Annotated in this window: 21 protein-coding genes and 1 tRNA gene; 12 read left to right on the top strand and 10 right to left on the bottom strand. The window is 64.8% G+C overall.

The genetic code is table 11. From position 1 onward, the window contains the following. Window positions 1–31: 31 nt before the first annotated feature. Window positions 32–856 (top strand): crotonase/enoyl-CoA hydratase family protein, encoded by an 825-nt coding sequence (locus KG104_RS01820; RefSeq protein ID WP_104055959.1) that lies wholly within the window; start codon window positions 32–34, stop codon window positions 854–856. Window positions 857–968: 112 nt separating this feature from the next. Next, window positions 969–2,003 (top strand): FadR/GntR family transcriptional regulator, encoded by a 1,035-nt coding sequence (locus KG104_RS18240; protein WP_207348406.1) that lies wholly within the window; start codon window positions 969–971, stop codon window positions 2,001–2,003. Here KG104_RS18240 and KG104_RS01810 read toward each other — a convergent pair. Then, window positions 1,948–4,185, bottom strand: a complete 2,238-nt coding sequence (locus KG104_RS01810; RefSeq protein WP_207348405.1) for a RecQ family ATP-dependent DNA helicase — start codon at window positions 4,183–4,185, stop codon at window positions 1,948–1,950. The two genes, KG104_RS18240 and KG104_RS01810, sit on opposite strands and share 56 nt — an antisense overlap. A gap of 128 nt (window positions 4,186–4,313) precedes the next feature. On the opposite strand from KG104_RS01810, the gene KG104_RS01805 reads away from it, so the two are divergent. Together KG104_RS01805 and KG104_RS01800 are read left to right on the top strand one after the other, a co-directional pair. Continuing rightward, window positions 4,314–5,720 (top strand): phosphomannomutase/phosphoglucomutase, encoded by a 1,407-nt coding sequence (locus KG104_RS01805; protein ID WP_104161974.1) that lies wholly within the window; start codon window positions 4,314–4,316, stop codon window positions 5,718–5,720. A gap of 5 nt (window positions 5,721–5,725) precedes the next feature. Continuing rightward, window positions 5,726–6,190: a hypothetical protein gene (locus KG104_RS01800; RefSeq protein WP_104161975.1), complete on the top strand. Its 465-nt coding sequence runs from the start codon at window positions 5,726–5,728 to the stop codon at window positions 6,188–6,190. Window positions 6,191–6,273: 83 nt separating this feature from the next. Here KG104_RS01800 and KG104_RS01795 read toward each other — a convergent pair whose 3' ends face one another. Next, window positions 6,274–8,166, bottom strand: a complete 1,893-nt coding sequence (locus KG104_RS01795) for a phosphoenolpyruvate carboxykinase (GTP) (RefSeq protein WP_104055844.1) — start codon at window positions 8,164–8,166, stop codon at window positions 6,274–6,276. A 305-nt stretch (window positions 8,167–8,471) separates the two neighbouring features. On the opposite strand from KG104_RS01795, the gene KG104_RS01790 reads away from it, so the two are divergent. Then, window positions 8,472–8,547 (top strand) — tRNA-Arg (locus tag KG104_RS01790). 105 nt (window positions 8,548–8,652) lie between these two features. On the opposite strand, the gene KG104_RS01785 is transcribed toward KG104_RS01790, so the two are convergent. After that, the gene (locus KG104_RS01785; RefSeq protein ID WP_207348404.1) at window positions 8,653–9,255 is read right to left on the bottom strand and encodes a helix-turn-helix domain-containing protein; all 603 of its coding nucleotides are present in this window, start codon (window positions 9,253–9,255) and stop codon (window positions 8,653–8,655) included. A gap of 151 nt (window positions 9,256–9,406) precedes the next feature. On the opposite strand from KG104_RS01785, the gene KG104_RS01780 reads away from it, so the two are divergent. Then, window positions 9,407–10,219 (top strand): IclR family transcriptional regulator, encoded by an 813-nt coding sequence (locus KG104_RS01780; RefSeq protein ID WP_104055840.1) that lies wholly within the window; start codon window positions 9,407–9,409, stop codon window positions 10,217–10,219. A 71-nt stretch (window positions 10,220–10,290) separates the two neighbouring features. Here the strand turns inward: KG104_RS01780 and KG104_RS01775 are convergent, their stop codons facing one another. The 7 genes from KG104_RS01775 to KG104_RS01745 form a co-directional block, all read right to left on the bottom strand. Next, window positions 10,291–10,752: a hypothetical protein gene (locus KG104_RS01775; RefSeq protein WP_104161977.1), complete on the bottom strand. Its 462-nt coding sequence runs from the start codon at window positions 10,750–10,752 to the stop codon at window positions 10,291–10,293. A gap of 2 nt (window positions 10,753–10,754) precedes the next feature. Continuing rightward, entirely contained in the window at window positions 10,755–12,335 is a 1,581-nt protein-coding gene (locus tag KG104_RS01770) for an acyl-CoA synthetase (protein WP_237688647.1), read from the bottom strand. Continuing rightward, entirely contained in the window at window positions 12,332–13,183 is an 852-nt protein-coding gene (locus tag KG104_RS01765; protein ID WP_104055835.1) for an SDR family NAD(P)-dependent oxidoreductase, read from the bottom strand. The genes KG104_RS01770 and KG104_RS01765 overlap by 4 nt, the downstream gene beginning before the upstream one ends. 108 nt (window positions 13,184–13,291) lie before the next feature. Further along, window positions 13,292–13,858: an aromatic-ring-hydroxylating dioxygenase subunit beta gene (locus KG104_RS01760; protein ID WP_237685784.1), complete on the bottom strand. Its 567-nt coding sequence runs from the start codon at window positions 13,856–13,858 to the stop codon at window positions 13,292–13,294. A 28-nt stretch (window positions 13,859–13,886) separates the two neighbouring features. After that, window positions 13,887–15,098, bottom strand: coding sequence for an NAD(P)/FAD-dependent oxidoreductase (locus tag KG104_RS01755; protein ID WP_207348403.1), 1,212 nt, complete (start codon window positions 15,096–15,098; stop codon window positions 13,887–13,889). A 69-nt stretch (window positions 15,099–15,167) separates the two neighbouring features. Next, a complete protein-coding gene (locus tag KG104_RS01750; RefSeq protein WP_207348402.1) occupies window positions 15,168–15,518 on the bottom strand; it encodes a bifunctional 3-phenylpropionate/cinnamic acid dioxygenase ferredoxin subunit in 351 nt (116 codons plus the stop codon). Window positions 15,519–15,546: 28 nt separating this feature from the next. Beyond that, window positions 15,547–16,914, bottom strand: a complete 1,368-nt coding sequence (locus KG104_RS01745; RefSeq protein ID WP_104055830.1) for an aromatic ring-hydroxylating oxygenase subunit alpha — start codon at window positions 16,912–16,914, stop codon at window positions 15,547–15,549. Window positions 16,915–17,198: 284 nt separating this feature from the next. Here KG104_RS01745 and KG104_RS01740 point away from each other — a divergent pair, with 284 nt between their 5' ends. The 6 genes from KG104_RS01740 to dmpG all read left to right on the top strand — a co-directional run bounded on the left by KG104_RS01740 (window position 17,199) and on the right by dmpG (window position 23,129). After that, window positions 17,199–18,578 carry an MFS transporter gene (locus tag KG104_RS01740; protein WP_207348401.1) on the top strand — a complete coding sequence of 460 codons (1,380 nt, stop codon included), beginning with the start codon at window positions 17,199–17,201 and terminating at the stop codon, window positions 18,576–18,578. Window positions 18,579–18,690: 112 nt separating this feature from the next. Beyond that, a complete protein-coding gene (locus KG104_RS01735; protein WP_104055826.1) occupies window positions 18,691–19,140 on the top strand; it encodes a PaaI family thioesterase in 450 nt (149 codons plus the stop codon). Between the two features lie 90 nt (window positions 19,141–19,230). Further along, window positions 19,231–20,172: a 3-carboxyethylcatechol 2,3-dioxygenase gene (locus KG104_RS01730; protein ID WP_104104842.1), complete on the top strand. Its 942-nt coding sequence runs from the start codon at window positions 19,231–19,233 to the stop codon at window positions 20,170–20,172. Further along, a complete protein-coding gene (locus tag KG104_RS01725; RefSeq protein WP_237688646.1) occupies window positions 20,169–21,011 on the top strand; it encodes a 2-keto-4-pentenoate hydratase in 843 nt (280 codons plus the stop codon). The genes KG104_RS01730 and KG104_RS01725 overlap by 4 nt, the downstream gene beginning before the upstream one ends. A 120-nt stretch (window positions 21,012–21,131) precedes the next feature. Then, complete coding sequence (locus KG104_RS01720) at window positions 21,132–22,094, top strand: acetaldehyde dehydrogenase (acetylating) (RefSeq protein ID WP_104161981.1); 963 nt, start codon at window positions 21,132–21,134, stop codon at window positions 22,092–22,094. Between the two features lie 9 nt (window positions 22,095–22,103). Beyond that, window positions 22,104–23,129 carry a 4-hydroxy-2-oxovalerate aldolase gene (dmpG, locus tag KG104_RS01715; protein WP_207348400.1) on the top strand — a complete coding sequence of 342 codons (1,026 nt, stop codon included), beginning with the start codon at window positions 22,104–22,106 and terminating at the stop codon, window positions 23,127–23,129. The last annotated feature ends 83 nt before the right edge of the window (window positions 23,130–23,212 follow it).

Here is a 23,212-nt window from a genome sequence, read left to right as displayed (position 1 = left end):
GCAGCCCTGCCCGCTGATCATTGGAGATGCCATGAGCCTGACCACTTCCCTGCGTTCGCTGAGCGTGCGCATTGCTGACGGAGTAGCCGAAGTTGAGCTCATCGGTCCGTCCAAGGGAAACGCGATGGGCCCTGATTTTTGGCGGGAACTCCCCGAAGTCTTTGATGCCTTGAGCGCTGACGAGAGCGTGCGCTCCGTGCTGTTGTACGGCTCCGGCGGAAACTTCAGCTACGGGCTGGATCTGCCGGCCATGGCTCCGGTCTTTGCTCCCCTGCTCTCCGCCGACGGGATGGACGCTCGCCGGCGGGAAGGCTTCCGGCGCAGCATCAGGGACCTGCAGGAGTCGGTTAATTCCCTGGCCCGCTGCGCGAAGCCTGTCATCTCGGCCGTGGACGGCTGGTGCATCGGTGGTGCGATTGATGTCATTGCCGCCACCGACATCCGCATTGCGTCCCCGGCCGCCAAGTTCAGCGTCCGGGAGGTGAAGGTTGCCATTGTTGCGGACCTGGGATCCCTCCAGCGGCTTCCCGGCATCATCGGCGAAGGACCAACCCGCCACCTCGCCCTCACCGGTGAAGATTTCGACGCCGGCCGCGCCCACCGTCTGGGCTTGGTCACGGAACTGGCGGACGACGTCGTCGGCCGCGGACGCGAACTGGCCGCCCTGGTTGCCGCGAATCCTCCGCTGGTGGTGCAGGGCGTGAAGCAGGTGATGAACCACGGCCGTGAAGCGTCCGTCCAGTCCGGGCTGGACTACGTTCAGGTATGGAATTCGGCCTTCCTGGCCAGCCGCGACTTCAATGAAGCGGCAACTGCCTTCGCTGAACGCCGTCCGGCCGTTTTCACCGGCAACTGAGGTTTCCCCGCCCTGCCCTCCGCCGGGTGTACAAGCAGGCGGCGCCGTCAAGGACCGGTTCGCTCTTCTCCGACGGGCAGGCTGCCGCGCAGCAGCCCCTTAAGATAGTCGAGTGGCTGTTACCGATGAAGCGATTACCAAGATCAAGGAGATGCTCATCAGTGGGCAGCTCAAGGCTGGTGACCGGCTTCCGCCGGAGAACGAGCTGAGCGATCAGCTCGGCCTGTCACGCAGTTCGCTTCGAGAAGCCGTAAAGGCGCTGGAATTGATCCGTGTGCTGGATGTGCGGCGCGGGGACGGCACATACGTGACGAGTTTGGAACCCGGACTCCTGACGGAAACCATGGGCTTCATGGTGGAAATCCATCAGGAGAGTTCTGCCGCTGAGCTGCTGGAGGTGAGGCGCATCCTTGAACCCGGAGCTGCCGCCCACGCTGCCGGACGGATCGATTCCCGTTCCGTGGCGGCACTGCACAAGTGTCTGGAGTCCGTTCCGCCGGAGGCGTCAGCCGCCGATCTGGCCTCCCACGATTTCACGTTCCACTCCCTTATTGCACGTGCCTCCGGCAATCCCTATCTGGCCGGGCTGCTGGACTCGCTGACCGGCAGCGCTTTGCGGCTGCGGACCTGGCAGCGGATTACCGAGGCCGGAGCGGCAGAGGCTGTTCTTGGGGAACATGCGGCCATCCTCGAAGCCCTGACCGTGGGCGATGCCGAGCTCGCCCGCTCCCTCATGACCGTTCATGTCTCATCCGCCGAGCGCTGGCTCCGCCGCCCCCCGGCAGAACCACCCCGCCCTGTTACCTCTTCCGGTCCGGCTACGCCGTCCAGTTCCGTTGCCCCTGCCCTTCCCCGGCGGGCCATGGCCCCGACTCCGGCGCCGGAGCCCGCCGCACGGCCCATGGCCGAAGCACCGCCCGCCGCCAAAGCGCCGAAGGAGACCCTTAAGAAAGCACCGGGGAGGGCGCCGAAGAAAACAGCTACTCTCCAGGTTCCTGCAGCGCCCCAGCTTCCTGCAACGCCCCAGGCCCGGACTCCGGCACCGCAAATCGCCCGCATCGCACCCGATCCTGCCGTGTACGAGTTGTTCGCTATGCCTTCAACGCCAGGACAAAGGGCAGCACGGAAGCCGCGCCGGCCTGCCTGAGCACCCGACCGGCTTCGGTCAGCGTCCATCGGCTGTCAGCGAAGTCATCCACCAGCAAAACCGGACCGGGGTTGGCCGCAAACCAGGCTGCTCCCTCTTCAGGAACCGCAAACTGATCCCAGACGGACGCCAGGCGAAAGGCGCTGTTTCCGCCGGACCCTCCAGTGGGGCCGCCATGCGGCAGCTGCAGGGCACCCAGGTACGGGATCCGTCCCAGGCTTGAGATGCCGTGTGCCAGGGATCCGACCAGTTGCGGCCGGGAGCGGGACGGAATGCTGACCACGGCTACCGGCCGCTGTTCCCAGCCCCACTGCGCCAGCACCTGCACACAGCCCTTCAAAAGGGCATCATCCACGGTGGTGTCCGCTGCTTCCGGGCCGAAAATCTCCCGCAGCCGACCGCCCCAGCCAAGATCGGTCAGGCGGGCCAACGCCCGGCCGGTGGACAGCGCCAGATCGGGCTTGATCTTTCCCTTCACAGGGACGCCCAGCCGGTCCATGCCCGAGGGATACATACCGCGCGGATCCACGTCCACGCCCACCCGGCTCAGTGCCTGCCCCGCACTGTCGGTGGCTTCCGCCGCCACCTCTGAGGAGAACCAGCGTCCGGCGCAGTTGTCACACCGGCCGCACGGAGCGGCAGCGGGATCATCGAGCTGGACGGACAGAAACTCCATGCGGCAGCCGGTGGTGCTTTCATAATCCAGCATCGCCTGCTGTTCCCGGACGCGGGCTGCGGAAATCCGCTCATACCGCTCCCGGTCATAGCTCCACGGTTCCCCGGTGCCCCGCCAGCCGCCGGAGACACGTTCCACCGCACCGTCCACCGCAAGGACCTTCAGCAGCAGTTCCAGCGGCGAGCGCTTCAGGTTCACCCGTGTTTCCAGCGCTCCGGTGGACATCACGGCCCCGGATGCGAGCTCCGCCAGCACCGCATTGGCCGGGCCTTCCGCCGGCATGGATGAAGTGGCGAAGTACTCCCAGATGTCTTTGTCCTCGGCCCCCGGAAGCAGCAGCACGTCGGCGCTCGGAGTTCCGCGGCCGGCACGTCCCACCTGCTGGTAATAGGCCACCGGCGAGGACGGAGCGCCGAGGTGAACCACAAACCCCAGGTCCGGCTTATCGAATCCCATGCCCAGGGCACTCGTGGCCACCAGTGCCTTGACCTCGTTGTTCTTCAGCGCGGCCTCGGCCTGCTCCCGGTCCGCCGGATCGGTGCGTCCGGTGTAAGCCAGGACGGGATGCCCGGCTTTTTGCAGCAGCCGGGCGGTGTCCTCCGCCGCGGAGACCGTGAGCGCATAGATAATGCCGGACCCGGGCAGCTCGTCGAGGTGGGTCAGGAGCCACCCCAGCCGCGCCTTGGCAGTGGGCAGCCGCAGCACCCCCAGACGGAGGGACTGCCGGGCCAGTGCACCGCGGATAGTGAAAACGTCTTCACCGCCGGAAGCCAGCTGTTCCTCGATGTCCTTCACAACCCGGGAATTGGCGGTGGCGGTGGTGGCCAGCACCGGAACCGAGGCAGGCAGCTGCTCGATCAGGCTGCGGATGCGCCGATAGTCCGGACGGAAGTCATGGCCCCAGTCAGAGATGCAGTGCGCTTCATCGATCACGAGCAGTCCGGAGCGGCGAATCAGTTCCGGCAGATGGGTTTCGCGGAACCCCGGGTTGTTCAGGCGTTCGGGCGATACAAGGAGGACGTCTACTTCATCGCCCTGAAGTTTGGCGGAAATCTCCTGCCACTCCAGCTGATTGGCCGAGTTGATCGCCACAGCACGCACGCCGGCCCGGGCAGCGGCAGCCACCTGGTCCCGCATCAGCGCCAGCAGCGGCGAGACGATCAGTGTGGGACCGGCACCGCGGGCACGCAGCAGCAGGCTCGCAACGAAGTAGACGGCCGACTTCCCCCAGCCGGTGCGCTGAACCACGAGGGCGCGGCGTCCGCCGGAAACCAGCGCTTCGATGGCTTCATACTGTCCCTCATGGAAGTCAGCTGAGTCATTTCCCACCAGGGCGCGGAGCAAGCCCACGGCTTCAGCCCGCAGACCGGCGCTTGCCTCCGGGGACCCTGCGCCGGCCGTACCGCCCTGTGCATCAGGCGCAACCCCATAACCGGAGTTCGAGTCCTGCTGTGCGGTTTCCTGATGTGCGGTTTCCTGGTGGGTGGTGCCTTGCCGGATATCCATACCTTCCACTATCCCAGTTGGCGCTGACTGTTTCCTCCAGCCCGGAGAACCCCTGTGGACAGGAACGGTTATGGACAGAGGCACCTTCAAGAAACCGCACCTGCGGGACTGGCCTATAGACTGTCCGGGTGACTAGTGCATTCGATCTTTCCGCGTCCTTTAAGGCCTACGACGTCCGCGGCGTCGTAGGCGAGACCATCACCCCGCAGATCGTCAAAGCCGTAGGTGCCGCATTTGTGGACGTGCTTGATCTTGCCGGTCAGACCGTTCTGGTGGGCGGGGACATGCGCCCCTCCTCTCCTGAGTTCATCAAGGACTTCGCTGCCGGCGCCACCATGCGCGGCGCCGACGTCCTCCTGCTGGACCTCATCTCCACCGATGAGCTCTACTACGCCTGCGGCGCCCTCAACGCGGCCGGTGCCACGTTCACGGCCAGCCACAACCCGGCGCAGTACAACGGCATCAAAATGGCCAAGGCCGGAGCTGTTCCCATCTCCTCCGAGACGGGCCTCTACGAGATCCAGGCCAAGGCTGAGCAGTATCTGAACGAGGGCAGCATCCCCGCCGTCGCAAAGCCGGGCCAAATCAGTGTCCGCGACATCCTGCGCGATTATTCCGAATATCTGCGGTCCCTGGTGGATCTGACCGCCATCCGGCCCCTGAAAGTGGTCGTGGATGCCGGCAACGGCATGGCCGGCCTCACCACACCGGCCGTTCTGGGCGACACGCTGCTGGCCGGGCTTCCGCTGGAAATCGTGGACCTCTATTTCGAGCTGGACGGTTCCTTCCCGAATCATCCGGCCAACCCGCTGGAGCCGGCGAACCTGGTGGATCTGCAGGCTGCCGTCGTTGAGCATGGCGCGGACCTGGGCCTGGCCTTCGACGGCGACGCAGACCGCTGCTTCGTGATCGACGAGAAGGGCGACCCGGTCAGCCCTTCGGCCATCACCGCGCTGGTGGCCCGCCGCGAAATCGCACGCGCCAAGGCCGCCGGAGAAACGACGCCGGTCATCATCCACAACCTCATCACCTCCCGCGCCGTTCCCGAACTGGTGGAGGCCGACGGCGGCCGCGCCGTCCGCACGCGCGTGGGCCACTCCTTCATCAAGGCTTTGATGGCCGAGGAAGGCGCCGTCTTCGGCGGTGAGCACTCCGCCCACTACTACTTCCGCGACTTCTACAACGCCGACACCGGCATGCTCGCGGCCATGCACGTGCTTGCAGCACTGGGTGAGCAGACGCTGCCGCTCTCTGACCTGGCCCGTGAGTACGAGCCCTACTTTGCCTCCGGCGAAATCAATTCCGAGCTCTCCGACGTTCCCGCGGCCGTGGCCCGCGTCCGGGCAGAATTTGACCGCGACGGCGTCACCGTGGATACGCTCGATGGATTGACTTTCACCGCCGATGACGGACAGTGGTGGTTTAACCTCCGCGCGTCGAACACCGAACCCTTCCTCCGGCTGAACGCCGAGGCCGAAGACCTTCCCACCATGGTGCGGGTCCGCGACCGCGTACTTGAACTAGTTAGGAACTAAAACCAATGGCTGATGTTGAACTGAACGGCTCCGAGCCCTCCGCCGAGGTCCAGGAGGACCTGAATTCGCTGCTGGGCACCGCTCTGGGCGTTGCCCAGGAGCAGCTGGAGGCACAGGGCGCCTTCCTGCCCGCCGCCCTGGTGGTCCAGAACGACGGCGAGCTGCGGATGATTGCCGTTGCTCCGGAGGAAAGCGACGAGGACCTCGACGCCGATGCCATGATCGATGACATCTACCAGGTCCTCACGGAGCAGAAGGGCGACAACCGGGCTGCAGCTGTGTTCTCCGACATCCACCTGCCGGATGAATCCACCGACGCCATCCATGTGGTGGCCGAGCACTCCGAGGGTGTCTGCATCTCCGCGATCCAGACCTACTCCGAGACCGACGGCGAGTGGACCTTCAATGAACCGCAGTGGGAGTCCGGCGACCGGCTGGTATGGGGCACGGAAGAGTCCGGCGAGGCCTAAAGGCTTCCCGCCCCCGCCCACGCAAAAGGCCGGCGGTACCGCGCATCTGCGCAGTACCGCCGGCCTTTTGTCTGTCTGCCGGATTAGGCGGCCGCGAAGCGCTCCTTGAGCGTCTGCAGCTCGGCAACGAGGTCCTCGGGAAGGGATTCACCAAAGCGGGCGTACCATTCTTCGATGCCCGCCAGCTCCTTCTTCCATTCCTCCGGGTCAACATGCACGGCAGCCTCGACGTCGGCCGCCGTCATGTCCATGCCGGTGAGGTCCAGGGACTCTCCGGTGGGCACAAAGCCGATCGGGGTTTCCACTGCGTCGGCGGTTCCTTCGATCCGCTCGATAACCCACTTCAGCACGCGCGAGTTGTCACCGAACCCGGGCCAGGCGAATCCGCCGTCGGCCGTGCGGCGGAACCAGTTCACCAGGAAGATCTTGGGCAGCGTCTCCTGGTTGGCCTTGCCGCTGAGCGTGATCCAGTGCCGCAGGTAGTCACCGGCGTCGTAGCCCATGAACGGCAGCATGGCCATCGGGTCGCGGCGCACTACGCCCACCTGGCCGGCGGCGGCAGCCGTGGTTTCGGAGGACAGCGTGGAACCCATGAAGATACCGTTGGTCCAGTCGCGGGACTGGGTCACCAGGGGAACCGTGGTCTTGCGCCGCCCGCCGAAGAGGATGGCCGACACCGGAACGCCGTCGGGAGAGTGGTATTCCTCCGCAAGCATGTCGATCTGGTCGATCGGCGTGCAGAAACGGGAATTCGGATGGGCTGCGGGGCGGCCGGCTTCCGGCGTCCACTCATTGCCGAGCCAGTCCGTCAGGTGCGCCGGAGCATCGTCGGTCATGCCCTCCCACCAGACACCGCCGTCGTCGGTCAGGGCCACGTTGGTGAAGATGGAGTTGCCCTTGGCGATCGCCCGCATGGCGTTGGGGTTGGTGCTCCATCCGGTGCCCGGTGCGACACCGAACAGGCCGGCCTCCGGGTTGGTGGCGCGCAGTTCGCCGTTGTGGCCGAAGCGCATCCAGGTGATGTCGTCACCGAGGGTCTCGACCTTCCAGCCCTCAATCGTGGGATCCAGCAGGGCAAGGTTCGTCTTGCCGCAGGCGGACGGGAACGCCGCCGCCACGAAGTAGTCCTTCTTTGCCGGGCTGGTGAGCTTCAGGATGAGCATGTGCTCGGCAAGCCATCCTTCATCGCGGGCCATGATGGAGGCGATGCGCAGGGCGTAGCACTTCTTGCCCAGGAGGGCGTTGCCGCCGTAGCCGGAGCCGTAGGACCAGATGGAGCGGTCTTCGGGGAAGTGCACAATCCACTTGTCATCGCTGCAGGGCCAGGCGACGTCCTGCTCGCCCTCGGCCAGCGGTGCTCCGACGGAGTGCAGGGCCGGCACGAAAAACGCGTCCAGCTCTTCCATCTTCCGCAGCACGTCGGTGCCAATGCGGGCCATGATTCGCATCGAGGCAACCACGTAGGCGCTGTCAGTGATTTCGACGCCGAACTTGGGATCCTCGGCTTCTAGGTGACCCATGACGAAGGGAATGACGTACATGGTGCGGCCGCGCATGGAACCGGAGAAAAGCCCGTTGAGCTTGGCCCGCATTTCGGACGGGTCCATCCAGTTATTCGTGAAGCCGGCATCTTCCTTCTTCTCGGAGCAGATGAATGTCTGCTCCTCGACGCGTGCCACGTCCTTCGGATCCGAAAAAGCGGCAAAGGAATTAGGGAACGTCTCCGGGTTGAGCCGGACCAGGGTTCCTGCATCCACCAGCTCGTCGGTGAGGCGCTTGTTTTCCGCCTCGGAACCATCCACCCAATAAACGCGATCAGGCTGCGTCAGCTCGGCCACTTGCTGAACCCACGCAAGGAGAGCCTGGTGGGTGGTGGGGGCATCCTCGGAGGCCCCCGGTGTGTTGCTGTCCAAATGGCTAGGAGCAGCGTTGTCGCCGCTCTCATTGAGAACTAGCTGACGCGCGTCATCGCCCATGACTCTTCCCTTCGTTGGGCCAGTGGTGTGGTTTTGATGCTAGTTGTCGGTGTGCCGTGGGCCACGGCACCTAAGGTAATACCTATATCCAGCGGCGCCGGAGGTTCAGCTAGATTTCAGGGAACTTCCAGCACTAAACATACCCTGATGTGACGAAGGTCATATAGACCGGTCTAGTAACTTTACGCCGGGCACCCCCGATTAGGCGCACCCGTAAATCTGGGCTATAGTTATTTACGGCAAAACAGCCACGGAGAAACTTTGAAGGAAGGCCTCACCGGCCGGAAAATGAAGAAAATCCAGATGCGTGCGTAGCTCAACGGATAGAGCATCTGACTACGGATCAGAAGGTTGGGGGTTCGAATCCCTTCGCGCGCACCACTGAAAAACCCGGTCTAACCAGAAGAAATACTGGTGAGGCCGGGTTTTTTGCTGCCCGGAATTCCCTACCGTGACGCTCTTTTGAAAGCAGCTGCCTCCAGAAGGTTACCGGCCGGCCCGCAGCCCTTCGGCACGCTCAATATCCTGGCGGACAAACTGCGGAACGGATGGTGCCGTTGTGGTCAGATGGGAAACCGACGGGCCGTCCACGGCGCGGTACCCGTGCCGGACGTCTCCGGGGAAACGCAGGAAATCTCCGGCACCAAGGATCCGCAGGTCCGCTTCCGGACCCGCCTCCAGGACTCCGCTGATGACGTACAACTGATGAAGTGTTCCCGTCCCGCCAGGTTCAACCACGCGCCGTTCGGTTCCTTCTTCAATACGCAGAAGCTGGGTCCGTACGTATCCGGACCCGTAGACACGGTCCAGGTGCCGGGCCTGCCCTGCCTGCGCCGCACGCCAGGATGCTCCGGCCGCCGGCGACAGATGCACCTGTGTCCCCCACTCGGTGAGGAGCCTCAGCATGCCCACTCCCAGGCCCTGGCCGATGCGTTCAAGGGTTTCCACCGTAGGGTTGCCCACTCCGGCTTCGACCTTGGACAGTGTCTGCTTGGAGAGCCCCGCCCGGGCAGCCAGCTCGCCGAGGGAGAGGTCACGCTCGAGCCTGAAGCGCCGAATATTCCGGGATACCAGCTCGTTGGTCTGCATGGCGGCCAGTCTGTCACATATAAGTGACAATTTGTCATGTTTGACACACCTATCTGTGGCGGGCAACACTGATATTGCCCGTTGTTCCACAGACCGGCACGTTGTCCCTGTCCACACGGTTCAACAACCACTTCCAGCGTCGGAGGAACCGATGACCCGCAGCATTCCACCTGCCCGAGATTCGCGGACGGCCGTCGACAAAGCCATGTCACTGCTCAGTGCCTTCGGCGATGACGCGTATATCGGCGTTGGAGTCAGCGAACTGGCACGCCGGTCCTCGCTGTCCAAATCCACTGCCTTCCGGCTTTTGGCCACACTGCAGGAAAACGGGGCGGTGGAGCGCGCAGGCAACAATTACCGGCTGGGCAAGATGATCCAGGATCTGGGCGCCACGCAGGAGGACGCCCTGCAGGGCAGGATGCGGGATGCTTTGACGCCCTTCCTGGCGGATCTCTACGTACTGAGCAAGCAGACGGTGCATCTGGCGGTCCTGCAGGGAACCGACGTTGTTTACCTGAACAAGTTGTACGGCCATCTTCAGGTCCGCAGCCCCTCCCGCATTGGCGGACGCGCTCCCGGCTACTGCACGGCAGTGGGAAAGGTCCTGCTGGCCTACAACCCCGACGCCGCCGAGCAGGCCATGGCATCGGGAATGCTCAGCTGGACTCCGTCCACCATCACCAGCCCGGCCCGGCTCCGGACCGAGCTGCTGGAGGTGCGGCGCACCAACCTTGCCTATGACCGCGAGGAGATCCTCACCGGCCTCAACTGCATCGCAGCTCCTGTCTTCGGGACCAATGGGCGCCCGGTGGCCGCGCTCTCCGTCTCCGGGCCGGTGGGCAAGTTTGTGCCGGAGTCCCAGGCAACATCACTGCGCAAGGTTTGCTACGCGGCGTCGCGCGCCGTGGCCGCGGTCAGCGGCCAGCAGCACCAGACGCGCCGCCAGCTCGCCCAAAGCGCCTAGGGCGCCAGGCGCGCGGCGCACCTGGCGCCCAAGGCGCATCTGCTGACACGGCCAGCACGACGGCGGCCGTGTCAGCGGGTGGGGACGTCGTCGATCCGACGGGATTCTTCCAGCACCCAGGCCGGTTCGGCGGCCAACAGCGACACCGACCGGTCCGGCAAATCCACGTCCACAACGTAGCGGTACCCGGCCCGTTCCGCGCGGGCAATCTCCGCCACATCGCCTTCTGCGGTGGCGATGACCAGGCGGCGGCACTGCGGATCTGCTGCCATCACCTGTTCCGAGACGAGCTGCAGGGCTTCCGCGGCGGCGTCTGCCGAAGGCTGCAGAACACGGTCGCGCACCGACGCGGGATAGGCTGCATCAAGCTCTCCGCGGACCACGAAGTCAACGAGCACCACACCGCGGGGCTCCCCGGCCTCCGTGACGGCAAAGGCTTCGGCAAAACCCCCTGCAGGCTGGACCGGGACGGCAGCCCAGGTCGCAGGCAGGCTGGCAGGCCACTTCAAAAGGTCAACTTCGTCGGCAGACATCGTCAGTTCTCCTCCGATGCCATCTCGCGGATGGCTATCTTGTTCAGTTTTCCTGCACCGTTACGGGGAACGGAACCCGTCAGCACCAGCTTTTTGGGCAGTTTGTAGCGGGCCAAATACGTTCCGGTGAACGCACGCACCTCTTCGATGTCCGGAACAATTCCGTCCACGCAGCTCATGACGGCAACAACGGATTCTCCCCATTTGCTGTCTTCGACGCCGACGACGGCGACATCCAGGACACCGGGAAACTCCATGAGGGCGCGCTCCACCTCGGCGGGATAGACGTTCTCTCCGCCGGTCACGATCATGTCCTTGAGCCGGTCGACAATGTAAAAGAAGCCGTCTTCGTCCTGGTATCCGATATCTCCGCTGCGGAACCATCCGTCGTTGAAGGCCGCTTCCGTGGCAGGACCGTCATTCCAGTATCCCGGCGTGACGTTTGGCCCCTTCACCCACATCTCACCGGTGCTGCCGCGCTCCGCAACGTCGCTGCCGGTGGTGGGATCGACAATCCGCACTTCGGTGTACGGCATGGGGATGCCGCAGGATCCGGCTTTGGCGTAGGTCAGTTCCGCCGGGAGATACGTGGCGAACGGCGCTGTTTCCGTGAGCCCCCAGGCCTGCTGGACACGGACCCCCTTGCCTTCATACTGCTTCAGCAGCACCGGCGGAACCGGCGCCCCCGCACAGATGAGGGCTCTCAGGCTTGAAATATCGGCTTCTTCGAAGTTCTCCGCCTGCTGCATGGCTGAAAGCTGTGCAGGTACCAGGAACGCCTGTGCAACACCGTGCTGCTCGATGTCCCGCAGCGTTTGCCGGGGATCGAAGGTCCGGCGGATTACCGTGGTTCCTCCCCGCGCCAGGACGCGGAGGGTGAGGGCGTTCAGCCCGCCAATGTGGAACAGCGGGGCGACGGCCAGATTGACGTCCCCGCGGCGGGTATCCACCAGCGAATCGACATTGACGGAGTTCCACCACAGGTTTCCGAAAGACAGCTGCACACCCTTGGGCACGCCGGTGGTTCCTGAGGTGAACATCAGAATAGCCAGATCTTCCTGCACCCGCGGGGTAACCTCCGGGGCAGGTCCTTCCCCGGTGCCAAGGAAATCGCTCAGCAGGGTCCAGATCGGTGCGAATTCGGGCGCCGGGGGAACGGCCGGATCGTTGTCCACCAGCACCAGTGCCAGATCGTCGGCCTGGAAACCGTCGTATCCGGACAGGATTTCCACGACGTCCTGATGGCACGGCTCAACAATGAGCACCTTCGGGGTGGAACGCTGGATCAGAACACTCACTTCACGCGGAGCGAGCCGGAAATTGAACGGTTCAAAAACTCCGCCGACCCACCAGGCGGCCAGCATGGTGCTGACGAAGGTTCGGCTGTTGAGTCCCAGGTAAGCGACCCGGTCCCCCTCGGCCACCCCCCTGTCTCGCAGGGCGGCAGCAAGCTGTCCGGCTTCCGCCAGCAGTGACGAATAACTGATCTCCCGGTCCTCGTAGACCAGGGCCGTCGAGTCCGGGGCATAAGCGGCAACGCGGTGCACTGCCGTTACCGGATTGAGGTTGATGTCCTGGCTCACAGCTGGTCGCCTCCCGCTGCGCGGTCTCCGAACCCGCGCACGGCGATGCCGCCGTCAACGGGAACAATGGCGCCGGTGATGTTGCCGGCGTTTTGGCGTGATGCCAGCAGCACGTAGGAGCCGGTGAAGTCCTGCGGCTCCACGGAGGCGTCATGCAGGGGTATCAGCGGGTTGTTGCCGGTGATCTCCGACCGGGCGAACGAGTCGGAGATGGTTCGTTCATTCAGTCCGATGGAGGCCGGGCCGCGGAGATCGGTGTTCATGGCGCCCACGGCCACACCGTTGACGCGGACCTTCGGGGCCAGTTCGTAGGCCAGCTGGTTGACGAGTCCCCGGCCGGCAAATTTGGACGCTGTGTAGACGGGTCCGCCGCCGGCGGTGTGGAAGGAGGCATTGGACAGCGTCATGACCACGTTCCCGCGGGTCTTGACCAGTTCCTGCCACGCTGCCTGCACGGTCAGCAGGTATCCCAGGACATTGATGGAAAACAGTTCGTTGAACGTGTCTGTGAGCTGCTGCCCGTTCAGGCGCGTGATGGACCGGTTGTAGTCCCAGATCCCGGCGTTGGGCACCAGGATGTCCAGTTTTCCGAACCGGGCCACCGTCTGTGCGACGGCGTCCTGCAGATCTTCGCTGCTGCGCACGTCGCCGGGAAGGGCGAGCATCCGTTCAGGGGCGGAGGAAGCCTCCACCACCGATTTCAGTTTGTCGGCGTCGCGCCCAAAGATGGCAACGGAGGCCCCTTCGGCAAGATAGCGCTCGGCCACCGCCTGTCCGATTCCGGAGCCGCCGCCGGTGACCAGGGCTACGTCACCCTGCAGCCAGCCGGCCTGCTGTGTTGCAAACATGTGTACCTCTCATACTGAGATGTGGAAGGTGCTGGTTTGACGCGCAGCGGAACAGAACCCCGGAGAGATGTTTCCGGAGTTGGCTGGCCACCGGGCCTGGAGGGTGTCTTAGAAGAACGTGCTGAGGTTTTTGGCCTGCAGCACGTTGGCGTCGAACATGATTTCCCGGCGCGCCACCTTGAAGCCGCCGTCGGGCTGGATCCGCAGGATGTCGGTGCGTCCTCCGGCGTAAATGTCGGTTTCCGTCTGAAGGCGGTTGCGGTACACCAGGAAGGCGCACCGGGCGCTGAGCGTTCCGTCCGATTGGTGGTGGACGGTGACGTTCGAAATCAGGTGCCGGGTGCGCGAGGGCGGGTCTTCGGCCCAGGCCATCCCCGAGTCGTAGCGGCGGATTCGCCAGGCCAGCGACTCCTTGGTTTCGTCGAAGTAGGCGGCTTCCCCCTGGGCTCCCACGGAGAGGGCGGCCTGGCGGCGCAGCCTGTTGGTCCGCAGCGGCGCCCAGTAGAACAGATCGTCGTCGAACACTTCCAGCCAGTCCGCGAAGCGGCCGTCGTCGAGCAGTTCAGCTTCGCGGAAGTAGAACTGCTGGACGCGGTACGCCAGCTCGGAGTCGACCAGCTGGCCGTCCGTCGGTGGAATGTCGGTGCCCGCAGCCGGGGCCATGGTCTCGGTCATCGTGTCAGCTCACGTTTCGTCAAAAGGATCAGCGGGCAAGTTTTTTGAGGTCGACGGCAGGATCCGCGAGGAGGGCAGGATCAACCCGGATGCCGCGGTCGATAATGCGGCGGGCAGCGCGGACGGTCAATCCGCCGTCGATGGCGGCGCAGCCAGCCATGGTGCCGTCGTCGGCCAGCCGGAAGCTCGCCACTGGGACTCCGTCTTTCTCGCGCACCACAATGGTCCCGTCACCGAGCATTGATCCGGCGCCTTCAACGTGCACGCCGTGGCGGTCGGACCAGAACCAGGAAGCGCCGTGGACGGGCAGGTCCTGCCCCAGCAGGGCCGCGGCAGCCGTGGATCCGGTGTGCATGGCGTGTTCCCAGTGCTCGGCCCGGCGCAGGAGCGTACCGTCCGGCAGCCGGGTGCGGGAGGAGTCGCCCACCGCATAGACGTTGGGGTGGCTGGTGCGCTGGTGGTCGTCGACCAGCGTCCCGTTATCAATTTCCAGCCCGGCCGACGCGGCCAGCGCGGTTTCCGGCACGATGCCGATCCCCACCAGAACCAGATCTGCGGTGATCGTTTCGCCGCTGTCCATCTCGATGCGGTGTCCGGTTTCCCCGGCGCTGATGGCCAGCGGGACGCCGGTGACCACCTTGATGCCGCGGGCACCGTGCATGTGATGCAGCCGCTCGGCAAGGGCAAGCCCGACGGCGGGAACCAGGGGCGGCTCCACTGGATCGATCAGTGTCACCTCGGCGTCGAATGCCAGCGCCGATGACGCCGTTTCAGCGCCGATCAGTCCGGCCCCGATGATGGCCAGGTGCACTCCGGGCCGCAGCAGGCTGCGCAAATTGTCCGCATCCGCACGGTTGCGCAGTTCAAGGACCGACTCGAGGTCGCCGCCGGGGATGGCCAGCCGCCGGGCCGCGCCGCCGGTGGCCAGCACAATCTTGTCAGCGGACAGCTCCCGTCCGCTTTCCAGAAGCACCATGCCCTCGTCCGGGCGCAGGGCCACGGCTTTGCCGGTGATCACCCGGACGTCCTGTTCCTCGAACCAGGCCGCGTCCGCCAGCTGGATCTGCTCGCCGGCACGGGTGCCGAGGAGGTAATCCTTGCTGAGCGGAGGCCTGTCGTACGGCAGCCCCTCCGGATCGACGATCGTCAGCGTTCCTTCGAAACCGCGGGCTCGCAGGTCCTTGACCGTGGTGAAGCCCGCCATCCCGCCGCCTACGACGATGACTGATTCAAGCGCCATGAATGTTCTTCCTTGCAGATCGGTACAGCTCGGTGCAGCGGTGGCCGGTTCAGGCCGTAGCGCGGGTGGTCAGGCAGACGCCGGCACTGCTGAGGTGTTCGGGTAGAGCAGCACCTCACCGTCTTCGACAACTACTTTGTGGGTTCGCGCGGCAATCGTCGCCGGCATGCACAGCGCGGTTCCGGACTTCAGGCAGAACTTCGCGGAGTGCACCGGGCATTCCACCTCGGTTCCCTCAATCCAGCCGTCCGCCAGGGACGCGGTTTCGTGGGTGCAGTTGTCATCGAGGGCGTAAAAATTGCCGTCCTCGGCGTGGAAAACAGCGATGTCCTCCCCGGTGCCGTTTTCGGCTCCGGAAACCACCTTCGCTTCGCCCTCGTCGATGTCGTCCATGCTGCCCAGGTTGATTGCTTCGCTCATGATAAAAGTCCTAACTCAAAAATGGCTGTTACTGCCCCGGCTGCTGGCTCTGTTTGCCCTGCTCATGCCAGGCCGGCGTATTCATCAGGCCGGCCCAGTGCTTGTAGAACGAGCGCCCGGCGGCATCGGAGTACAGCTCGGAGGTCTGGCCGGGGTACACGCCGTCGTTCCGTTCGCTGCCAATGCCCATCTGGAAGTTCAGCGGCACGCTGTTGGTCACGAAGCCGTGCGAGATGGCCTGGACCTCGGACCAGTTCTCGCCGTCGTCGGCCTCGAAGATGCCCGAGGGCCCAAAGGTGCGCAGGTTGTACAGCCGCTGCGCGTCCTTGACCTCATCCGGCATGGACTTGTCCACAAGGATCCAGGCCCAGACCTCAATCTTGTCCGGTCCCTTGGGATGCCAGACGCGGATGGATCCATTGACCGGAAGGTAGGAGAAGTTCGGGAACACCGTGGCGTGCCCGGTGGTCATGGGACCTTCCACGGCGGCATCGCCCAGCCGCTCGCGCAGGGCCGGGTAGTCGTAATACTCGTGGACGGGGCCGGCGTCGAAACGGGATTTCGGATGGGTGGGGAACCCTGCACCGTGGCCGTTGGGCGCCACGAACTGCCGGCCCGGGGTGGCGGCGATTTCGGCCTTGGGGCCGCGCCCGGTGGGTGACATGACCATCAGCGCCGAAGCGTGGGACATGTTCACGTGGTACCAGTCCGTGGCGAACTGCTCAGCGGCGAGCTTCCAGTTGCCCTCCAGCTCCCACTTCATGACCCCGCCCATGACCTCGGTGCCTTCGGGATCACGGTCCAGCATGGCGTCCATGTAATACCGCATGTCCCCCAGGCTCTCCTCGAGGGGTTCGGCGTTGGGGTCCCAGTTTCCGAAGATGAGTCCCTTGTACGTGGCCAGGCTGGGCACGTCGATGAGGCTCCAGTCCTTCCGGTCGAAATCCTCCGGGTAGGCCTGCTCATTGGGCACGGACTGCAGGGCACCGGCCAGGTCAAAGGACCAGCCGTGGTACGTGCAGGTAAACATCTTGGTGGCGCCGGCATCGGCCCGGCACAGGCGGACTCCGCGGTGCCGGCACGAGTTCAGGTAGGCGCGGATGGTCTTGGTTTTGTCCATGGTGACAATCACCGGATCCTCGCCCATGAACGTGGTGAAGAAGTCTCCGGGCTTCTTGAACTGGCTCTCATGGGCCAGGAACAGCCAGCTGCGGGCAAACACGCGGCGCATTTCCTGGCCGTAAATGCCCCGGTCGGTGTAGATGGAACGGTCAATCATTCCGCCGTCGGTGTCCACCAGCGTGGACACATCGACATTGGTGTTCATGGAAGCCGGGCGCGGCAGCCGACCAATGGCCGGATTGGCCTTCGACGGGCAGGAGTCCTCGGTGCTCATGTGGATCATTCCTTCTGACGGGTCGGCGGCAGGCGCCGGTCGGCACAATTGCGTTGGTTCCATCTCACCCCGGTTACAGGCCGGACACCAACCAGCGTTCCGAACACTAGGACAAAGACCTTTGTCAAATAGGGGTCTGGCCCCGCGGGGCCGCGCAATCCGGGTCCCGGAGGAGCGAAATCTCACCGTCGCGTGTTCCACACCGCGGCACGGCCACTGGGGTGATGCCCGTCACGCCCATCAGGCTCATAGGAGTTATCTGCACATTTCTTCCGGGAGACCCCATGCCATCACCATCCGCCGCCCTGCCTCCGTCCCCGCCCGCGGCAGGACACCACACCACCGGGAAGGACTCTCGCCGCGCGCTCGTCTCCAGCTTCCTGGGCTCGACTGTCGAGTACTACGACTTCCTTCTCTATGCCGCTGCCGCGGGCCTGGTTTTTCCCAAGTTGTTCTTCTCGGCAGACATGGATCCCACGCTGGGCACCATCCTGTCCTTCGTGATCCTGCTGGCCGGATACATTTCACGGCCCATCGGCGGCGTGCTTTTCGGCCATTTCGGTGACAAGTACGGCCGCAAGAACATGCTGTTTATCACCCTGATGATGATGGGTCTGGTGTCCGTCGCCATCGGGCTCATGCCCACGTATGCCGCCATCGGCGTAGCCGCGCCGCTGCTCCTGGTCTTCCTCCGCGTGGTCCAGGGCCTCGCCGTCGGCGGTGAGTGGGCCGGTGCCACACTGATGGCCGCCGAACACGTCAAGGAGAAGAACCGCGGCTTTGCCGCGTCCATCGCCGTCACCGGCGGTCCCACCGGCTCGGTGCTGGCGACGCTGATCCTTGGCCTTTTCGCGGGCCTGCCTGAGGACGACTTTCTCAGCTGGGGCTGGCGCATTCCCTTCCTCCTCTCCGCCGCCCTGGTGATTATCGGCCTTTACCTGCGCTACCGCGTCACCGAGTCCCCCGACTTCGTGGAGGCACGTGCGGCGGGAACGGTGCACACAGGCGTGCCGATCCTGCGGGTTCTGAAGAAGTACCCCCTGTCCTCGCTCTACGGCATTCTCGCTGCCGCCGGCCCGCTCTTCATGCAGGCGCTGCTCGCAGTCTTCATGGTCCCCTACGTAGTCGGCACCGGTGCCGTGGACCGGCAGACGGCACTGATGATGCTCACGGCGTCCTCCTTCGTGCACATTTTTGCGATCCCGTTCTTTGCCTGGCTGTCCGACAAGTTCGGCCGCCGCCCGGTGATGCTCGCCGGAGCGGGAATCTCCGTGGCACTGGTGTTCCCCATGTTTGCGATGTTCAACTCGGGCAGCTTCTGGCTGATTGCGCTGGCGTTCATGGTGGGCAACCCCATCATCCAGGCCTCGATGTACGGCCCGATCGGCGCCTTCCTGGCGGAGAAGTTCGACACCCAGGACCGTTACACCGGCGTTTCGCTGACCTTCCAGCTGGGTTCGGTCCTGGGCGCCGGCACGGCTCCGCTGCTGGCCACCTGGCTGATCGATCTGGACAACGGCCGCGGCACGGACAACATTGCCTGGTACTTCATCGCGCTCATTGCGGTGGGCGCCGCGTCAGTGATCCTTTCCAAGGAAACACGCGGCAGGTCGGCCCGTGAGCAGACCGCCCGCGACGACGCCGATTTGGCTTCGGTCGGATAACCGGGCACCTGCTCCTGTTCTGCCTGGCGGCACCCGGCTTCAAGAGCCGGGTGCCGCCGTCGTTAGGGTTGCAGGAAGATACAGACCCCCAACACGTTCAAAGGATTCGCCCATGGCACTGCCCGCTACCCTCGAAGACTTCACCGCCTTTATGGAGAAGTTCACCGCCGCGCGCGGTTTCGACGACATCGCTGTCACCCTCGGCCTGGAACCGCACGCCGTTGACGGTGAATCGATCAGCATGAGCATGCCGCTGACCGATCCGCTGGCCCAGGCCAACGGAATGTTCTCCGCGGCCGCGCTGTTCGGTGCTGCCGACATCACCGGAACTCTGCTGGCCATGCAGGCCTACGCCGGGTCCGGCCAGTTCCCCCTGGCCGTTCAGTCCAGCCTGAACTTCATGTCCAATTCAAAGGCCTCCCCCGCCGTTGCCACCGCACGCATCCTGCGCGGCGGCGGATCCGTGGCCGTGGCCGAGGTGACGGTTCGTGACGCAGCCGGCAAGGACCTGGTGCACTCCACGTTTACGTATGTGCTCAAGGAACGCTCATTGGGCAAGTAAGCCCCGCGTACCGCAGGACGGAACAGGCGTGCGGAGGACTCGCGCCGCCGGGTGTGCAATGAATGCAGGACGATCCAAAGGAGTAATGCCATGAAGCAGGCCCTCGTGTGCATGTCACACAGCCCGTTGCTCGAACACACCGATCCGCCGGCCGAGGTTAAAGCCGCCGTTGAGGCGGCCTTCGACCAGGTACGGGCGTTCGCCGCTGAGTTCAAGCCGGACCTGATCGTGAACTTTGGTCCGGACCACTACAACGGCTTTTTTTACGATCTGATGCCGCCTTTCTGCATCGGCTACGAAGCACACGGCACCGGCGACTACGACTCCTGGGACGGTCCCCTGAACGTCCCGACGGACATCGCCCATGAACTGGCGCAGTATGTCATCGACCAGGACATCGAGACCGCTATTTCACGGAAGATGGAAGTCGATCACGGCGCCGTCCAGCCCATGGAAATCATCTACGGCGACCTGAGCGAAGTTCCTGTCATTCCCGTGTTCATCAACTCGGTGGCCCCGCCCTTCTCCAAGATGAGCCGGATCCGCGAGTTCGGCACCGCAGTGGGCAACTACTTCAAGAACAGCGACAAGAAAGTCCTGTTCATTGGTTCCGGCGGGCTGTCCCATGATCCGCCCGTTCCGCAGATCGCCACGGCCACCGAAGAGCAGCGTGCTTTCCTCACCGACGGACGCCACCCCACCCCTGAAGCCCGGGCCGCCCGCCAGCAGCGCACCATCGACACCGCCAAGGCTTTTGCCCGCGGCGAGGCCGACATCATGGACCTCAATCCGGAATGGGACCGCGCCTTCCTGGACGTTTGCCGGTCCGGCGACGTTTCCCGGTTCGACGCCTATGTCCCCGCGGAAATGGACGCCGTCGCCGGCCATTCCTCCCACGAGGTGCGCACCTGGGTTGCCGCTTACTCCGCGCTGCGGGCCTGCGGCGAGTATGAAGTGACCTATGAGTTCTACAAGCCGATCAAGGAATACATTGCCGGCTTCGGTGTCACCACGGCGGTGCTGGTCCCGTGACGGCGGCAGCAGAGGCCGGCGCAGCGGATTGGACGTCCAACCCGTCCGCTGATGCCACCCGCAGCGAGCAAATGATCCGTCTGGCCGATGAGCTTTTCGAAGCCACCCGGACGCTGGTTCCCGTGGCTCCTTTGCGGGACCGGGTGCTGGACCTGACGCTCGATGACGCCTACATGATCCAGAGCCGCCAGCTGGAGCGGCACCTTGCCGGCGGCCGGATCCTGGCCGGACGCAAAGTGGGACTGACGTCCCCGGCAATGCAGCGCCAGCTCGGTGTGGATTCGCCGGACTTCGGCTATTTCTTCGCCGACATGGTGCACCGCGACGACGACGCCGTGCCCGCCGGCGACTTCATCTCGCCGAAGGTGGAGCCCGAGTTCGGGTTTGTGCTGCAGGAGACCCTGCAGGGTCCGGGCGTCACCCTGGAGCAGGCCCGCGCAGCTATCGGCGCCGTCTACCCCGCCATCGAGATCATCGACTCCCGGATTGCCGACTGGGATATCAAACTCCTGGACACCGTGGCGGACAACGCTTCCTGCGGCGCGATTGCGGTGGGCACCACAGCCCTGCCCGTCTCCGTCGAGGACCTGACCTCGGTCACCTGCTCACTGCTCATCGACGGAGAGGTCCGCGAAACCGGAACCGGAGACGCCGTCATGGGTGACCCGGTGGCCCCGCTGGCATGGCTGGCCAACGTCCTGGGCGAGCAGGGCGTGGCACTGGAAGCCGGACAGCTGATCCTGCCCGGTTCCTTCACCCGGGCCCTTCCCGTCGTTGCCGGCGAATCAGCCACGGCCCACTTCGGGGACCTGGGGTCCCTCACCATCCGGTTTATCTGACTCTGCCTTACAGATCACCGCTTCATAGAACGTTCATCTGATTTCGGGCTGCCGGCGCCCTTCCGCGCCGGCCCCGCTGCTTGTGAAGCAGCCGCCCTCTTCCGCAAAGGAACAGCTCCCGTGACACAAACGCCCAAGAAGAAGACCGCTGCGATCGTCGGCTCCGGCAATATCGGCACCGACCTCATGTTCAAAATCATGCGCCGCAGCAAAAACGTAGAGGTCAAGTACATGATCGGTGTGGATCCGGCTTCCGACGGCCTGGCCCGCGCCGCCCGCCTGGGACTGACCACCTCCGCCGAGGGCGTGGACTGGCTCCTGGCCCAGGATGAACTGCCGGACTTCGTGTTCGAGTGCACGTCCGCCAAGGCCCACGAAGCCAACGCCCCGAAGTACGAGGCAGCCGGCATCCGAGCCATCGACCTGACCCCGGCCGCCGTCGGGCCGTACCTGGCCCCGGTGGTGAACCTGGATTCGCTGACCGACGTCATGAACGTGAACATGATTACCTGCGCCGGCCAGGCCACCACGCCGATCGTTGCCGCAGTGTCTTCGATTGTTCCGGTGGAGTACGCGGAAATCGTCGCCTCCATCGCCTCGAAGTCCGCCGGCCCGGGCACCCGCGCCAACGTGGACGAGTTCACCGAAACCACGGCGAAGGCCTTGGAAGCGGTGGGCGGCGCCAAGCGCGGCAAGGCCATCATCATCATCAACCCGGTGGAACCGCCCATGATGATGCGCAACACCATCTACTGCTCCATCCCGGCAGAAGCCGCCGAGCCCGGTGACACCCAGGACCGCATCCGGGCAGCCATCGAGGAAGCCGCAGCCAGGATCCGCGACTACGTGCCCGGCTATGAGCTGCGCGTGGCTCCGCAGTTCGACGCCGCCCGCGAGGACTGGGGCGGCAACGGCCGAGTAGGCATCTGGGTCCAGGTGGCCGGCGCCGCCGACTACCTGCCGGAATACGCCGGGAACCTGGACATCATCACCGCCGCCGCCACCCGTACCGCCGACCTGCTCGCACAGCGCATGGACGAGCGTTCCGCCGAGCTGGCCGCCGCCGGCACCCAGAGCAACTAGGAGCATCCCTTGAGCACCACGACTGCGCCCTTCAGCGTCCGCCTCACCGACACCACCCTGCGCGACGGCTCCCATGCCATGAGCCACAAGTTCACGGAACGCCACGTCCGCGACGTGGTCCGGGCCCTGGATGACGCCCGCGTTGACGTCATTGAAGTCACCCACGGTGACGGGCTGGGCGGTTCCTCCTTCAACTACGGGTTCTCCCTGACACCGGAACTGGACCTCATCAAAGCGGCAGTGGACGAGGCGAAGCGGGCCCGGATTGCCGTCCTCATGCTGCCGGGGCTGGGCACCATCCATGACCTGAACCAGGCGCACGACGCCGGTGCATCAGTGGCTCGCATTGCCACCCACTGCACCGAGGCCGACATCTCGATCCAGCACTTCCAGCACGCCCGCAAGCTGGGCATGGAAACGGTGGGCTTCCTGATGCTCTCGCACCGCACCACCCCGGGGAACCTGGCGAAGCAGGCCCGGATCATGGCCGACGCCGGCTGCCAGTGCGTCTACGTGGTGGACTCCGCGGGTGCCTTGATCCTGGAGGACGTGTCCGACCGCGTGGAAGCCCTCGTGTCCGAACTGGGCGATGACGCGCAGGTTGGCTTCCACGGCCACCAGAACATGAGCTTCGGCGTGGCGAACTCGGTGTTCGCCGTGCGTGCCGGAGCCAAGCAGATCGACGGCACGCTGGTGGCCCTGGGCGCCGGTGCCGGCAACTCCCCCACCGAGGTCCTTGCAGCCGCGTTCGACCGCCTGGACATCGCCACCGGCGTGGACACCCAGGCGCTGATGGCTGCGGCCGAGGACGTCGTGAAGCCGTTCATCACCCGTATGCCCGTCATGGACCGCGCCTCCATCATGCAGGGCTATGCCGGTGTGTACTCCTCCTTCCTGATCCATGCCGAGCGCGCAGCTGACCGCTACGGTGTTCCGGCGTACCGGATCCTGGAGGAAATCGGCAAGGCGGGGTACGTGGGCGGTCAGGAAGACATGATCGTGGATGTCGCCGTTCAGCTTGCCGGCGCCAAATAAGCAGCCAGGCAAGCAGCAGACCAGCACCAACAGACGAGGCAGGGTTCCGCATCCCGCGGACCCTGCCTCCGGCGTTCCTGTGG

Origin of the sequence: Arthrobacter sunyaminii (assembly GCF_018866305.1) — a bacterium.
GTDB lineage: Bacteria > Actinomycetota > Actinomycetes > Actinomycetales > Micrococcaceae > Arthrobacter_B > Arthrobacter_B sunyaminii.
Note: the sequence above shows the minus strand (reverse complement) of the source record. Positions and strands in the feature narration are given on the sequence as shown.

What these genes read in the sequence shown, in the direction of transcription:
- KG104_RS01820 (WP_104055959.1), top strand. Translation starts at nt 32, where the DNA reads ATGAGCCTGACCACTTCCCTGCGTTCGCTGAGCGTGCGCATTGCTGAC.
- KG104_RS01810 (WP_207348405.1), bottom strand. Translation starts at nt 4,185, where the DNA reads ATGGATATCCGGCAAGGCACCACCCACCAGGAAACCGCACATCAGGAA.
- KG104_RS01800 (WP_104161975.1), top strand. Translation starts at nt 5,726, where the DNA reads ATGGCTGATGTTGAACTGAACGGCTCCGAGCCCTCCGCCGAGGTCCAG.
- KG104_RS01795 (WP_104055844.1), bottom strand. Translation starts at nt 8,166, where the DNA reads ATGGGCGATGACGCGCGTCAGCTAGTTCTCAATGAGAGCGGCGACAAC.
- KG104_RS01785 (WP_207348404.1), bottom strand. Translation starts at nt 9,255, where the DNA reads ATGCAGACCAACGAGCTGGTATCCCGGAATATTCGGCGCTTCAGGCTC.
- KG104_RS01780 (WP_104055840.1), top strand. Translation starts at nt 9,407, where the DNA reads ATGACCCGCAGCATTCCACCTGCCCGAGATTCGCGGACGGCCGTCGAC.
- KG104_RS01775 (WP_104161977.1), bottom strand. Translation starts at nt 10,752, where the DNA reads ATGTCTGCCGACGAAGTTGACCTTTTGAAGTGGCCTGCCAGCCTGCCT.
- KG104_RS01765 (WP_104055835.1), bottom strand. Translation starts at nt 13,183, where the DNA reads ATGTTTGCAACACAGCAGGCCGGCTGGCTGCAGGGTGACGTAGCCCTG.
- KG104_RS01760 (WP_237685784.1), bottom strand. Translation starts at nt 13,858, where the DNA reads ATGACCGAGACCATGGCCCCGGCTGCGGGCACCGACATTCCACCGACG.
- KG104_RS01755 (WP_207348403.1), bottom strand. Translation starts at nt 15,098, where the DNA reads ATGGCGCTTGAATCAGTCATCGTCGTAGGCGGCGGGATGGCGGGCTTC.
- KG104_RS01750 (WP_207348402.1), bottom strand. Translation starts at nt 15,518, where the DNA reads ATGAGCGAAGCAATCAACCTGGGCAGCATGGACGACATCGACGAGGGC.
- KG104_RS01745 (WP_104055830.1), bottom strand. Translation starts at nt 16,914, where the DNA reads ATGAGCACCGAGGACTCCTGCCCGTCGAAGGCCAATCCGGCCATTGGT.
- KG104_RS01740 (WP_207348401.1), top strand. Translation starts at nt 17,199, where the DNA reads ATGCCATCACCATCCGCCGCCCTGCCTCCGTCCCCGCCCGCGGCAGGA.
- KG104_RS01735 (WP_104055826.1), top strand. Translation starts at nt 18,691, where the DNA reads ATGGCACTGCCCGCTACCCTCGAAGACTTCACCGCCTTTATGGAGAAG.
- KG104_RS01730 (WP_104104842.1), top strand. Translation starts at nt 19,231, where the DNA reads ATGAAGCAGGCCCTCGTGTGCATGTCACACAGCCCGTTGCTCGAACAC.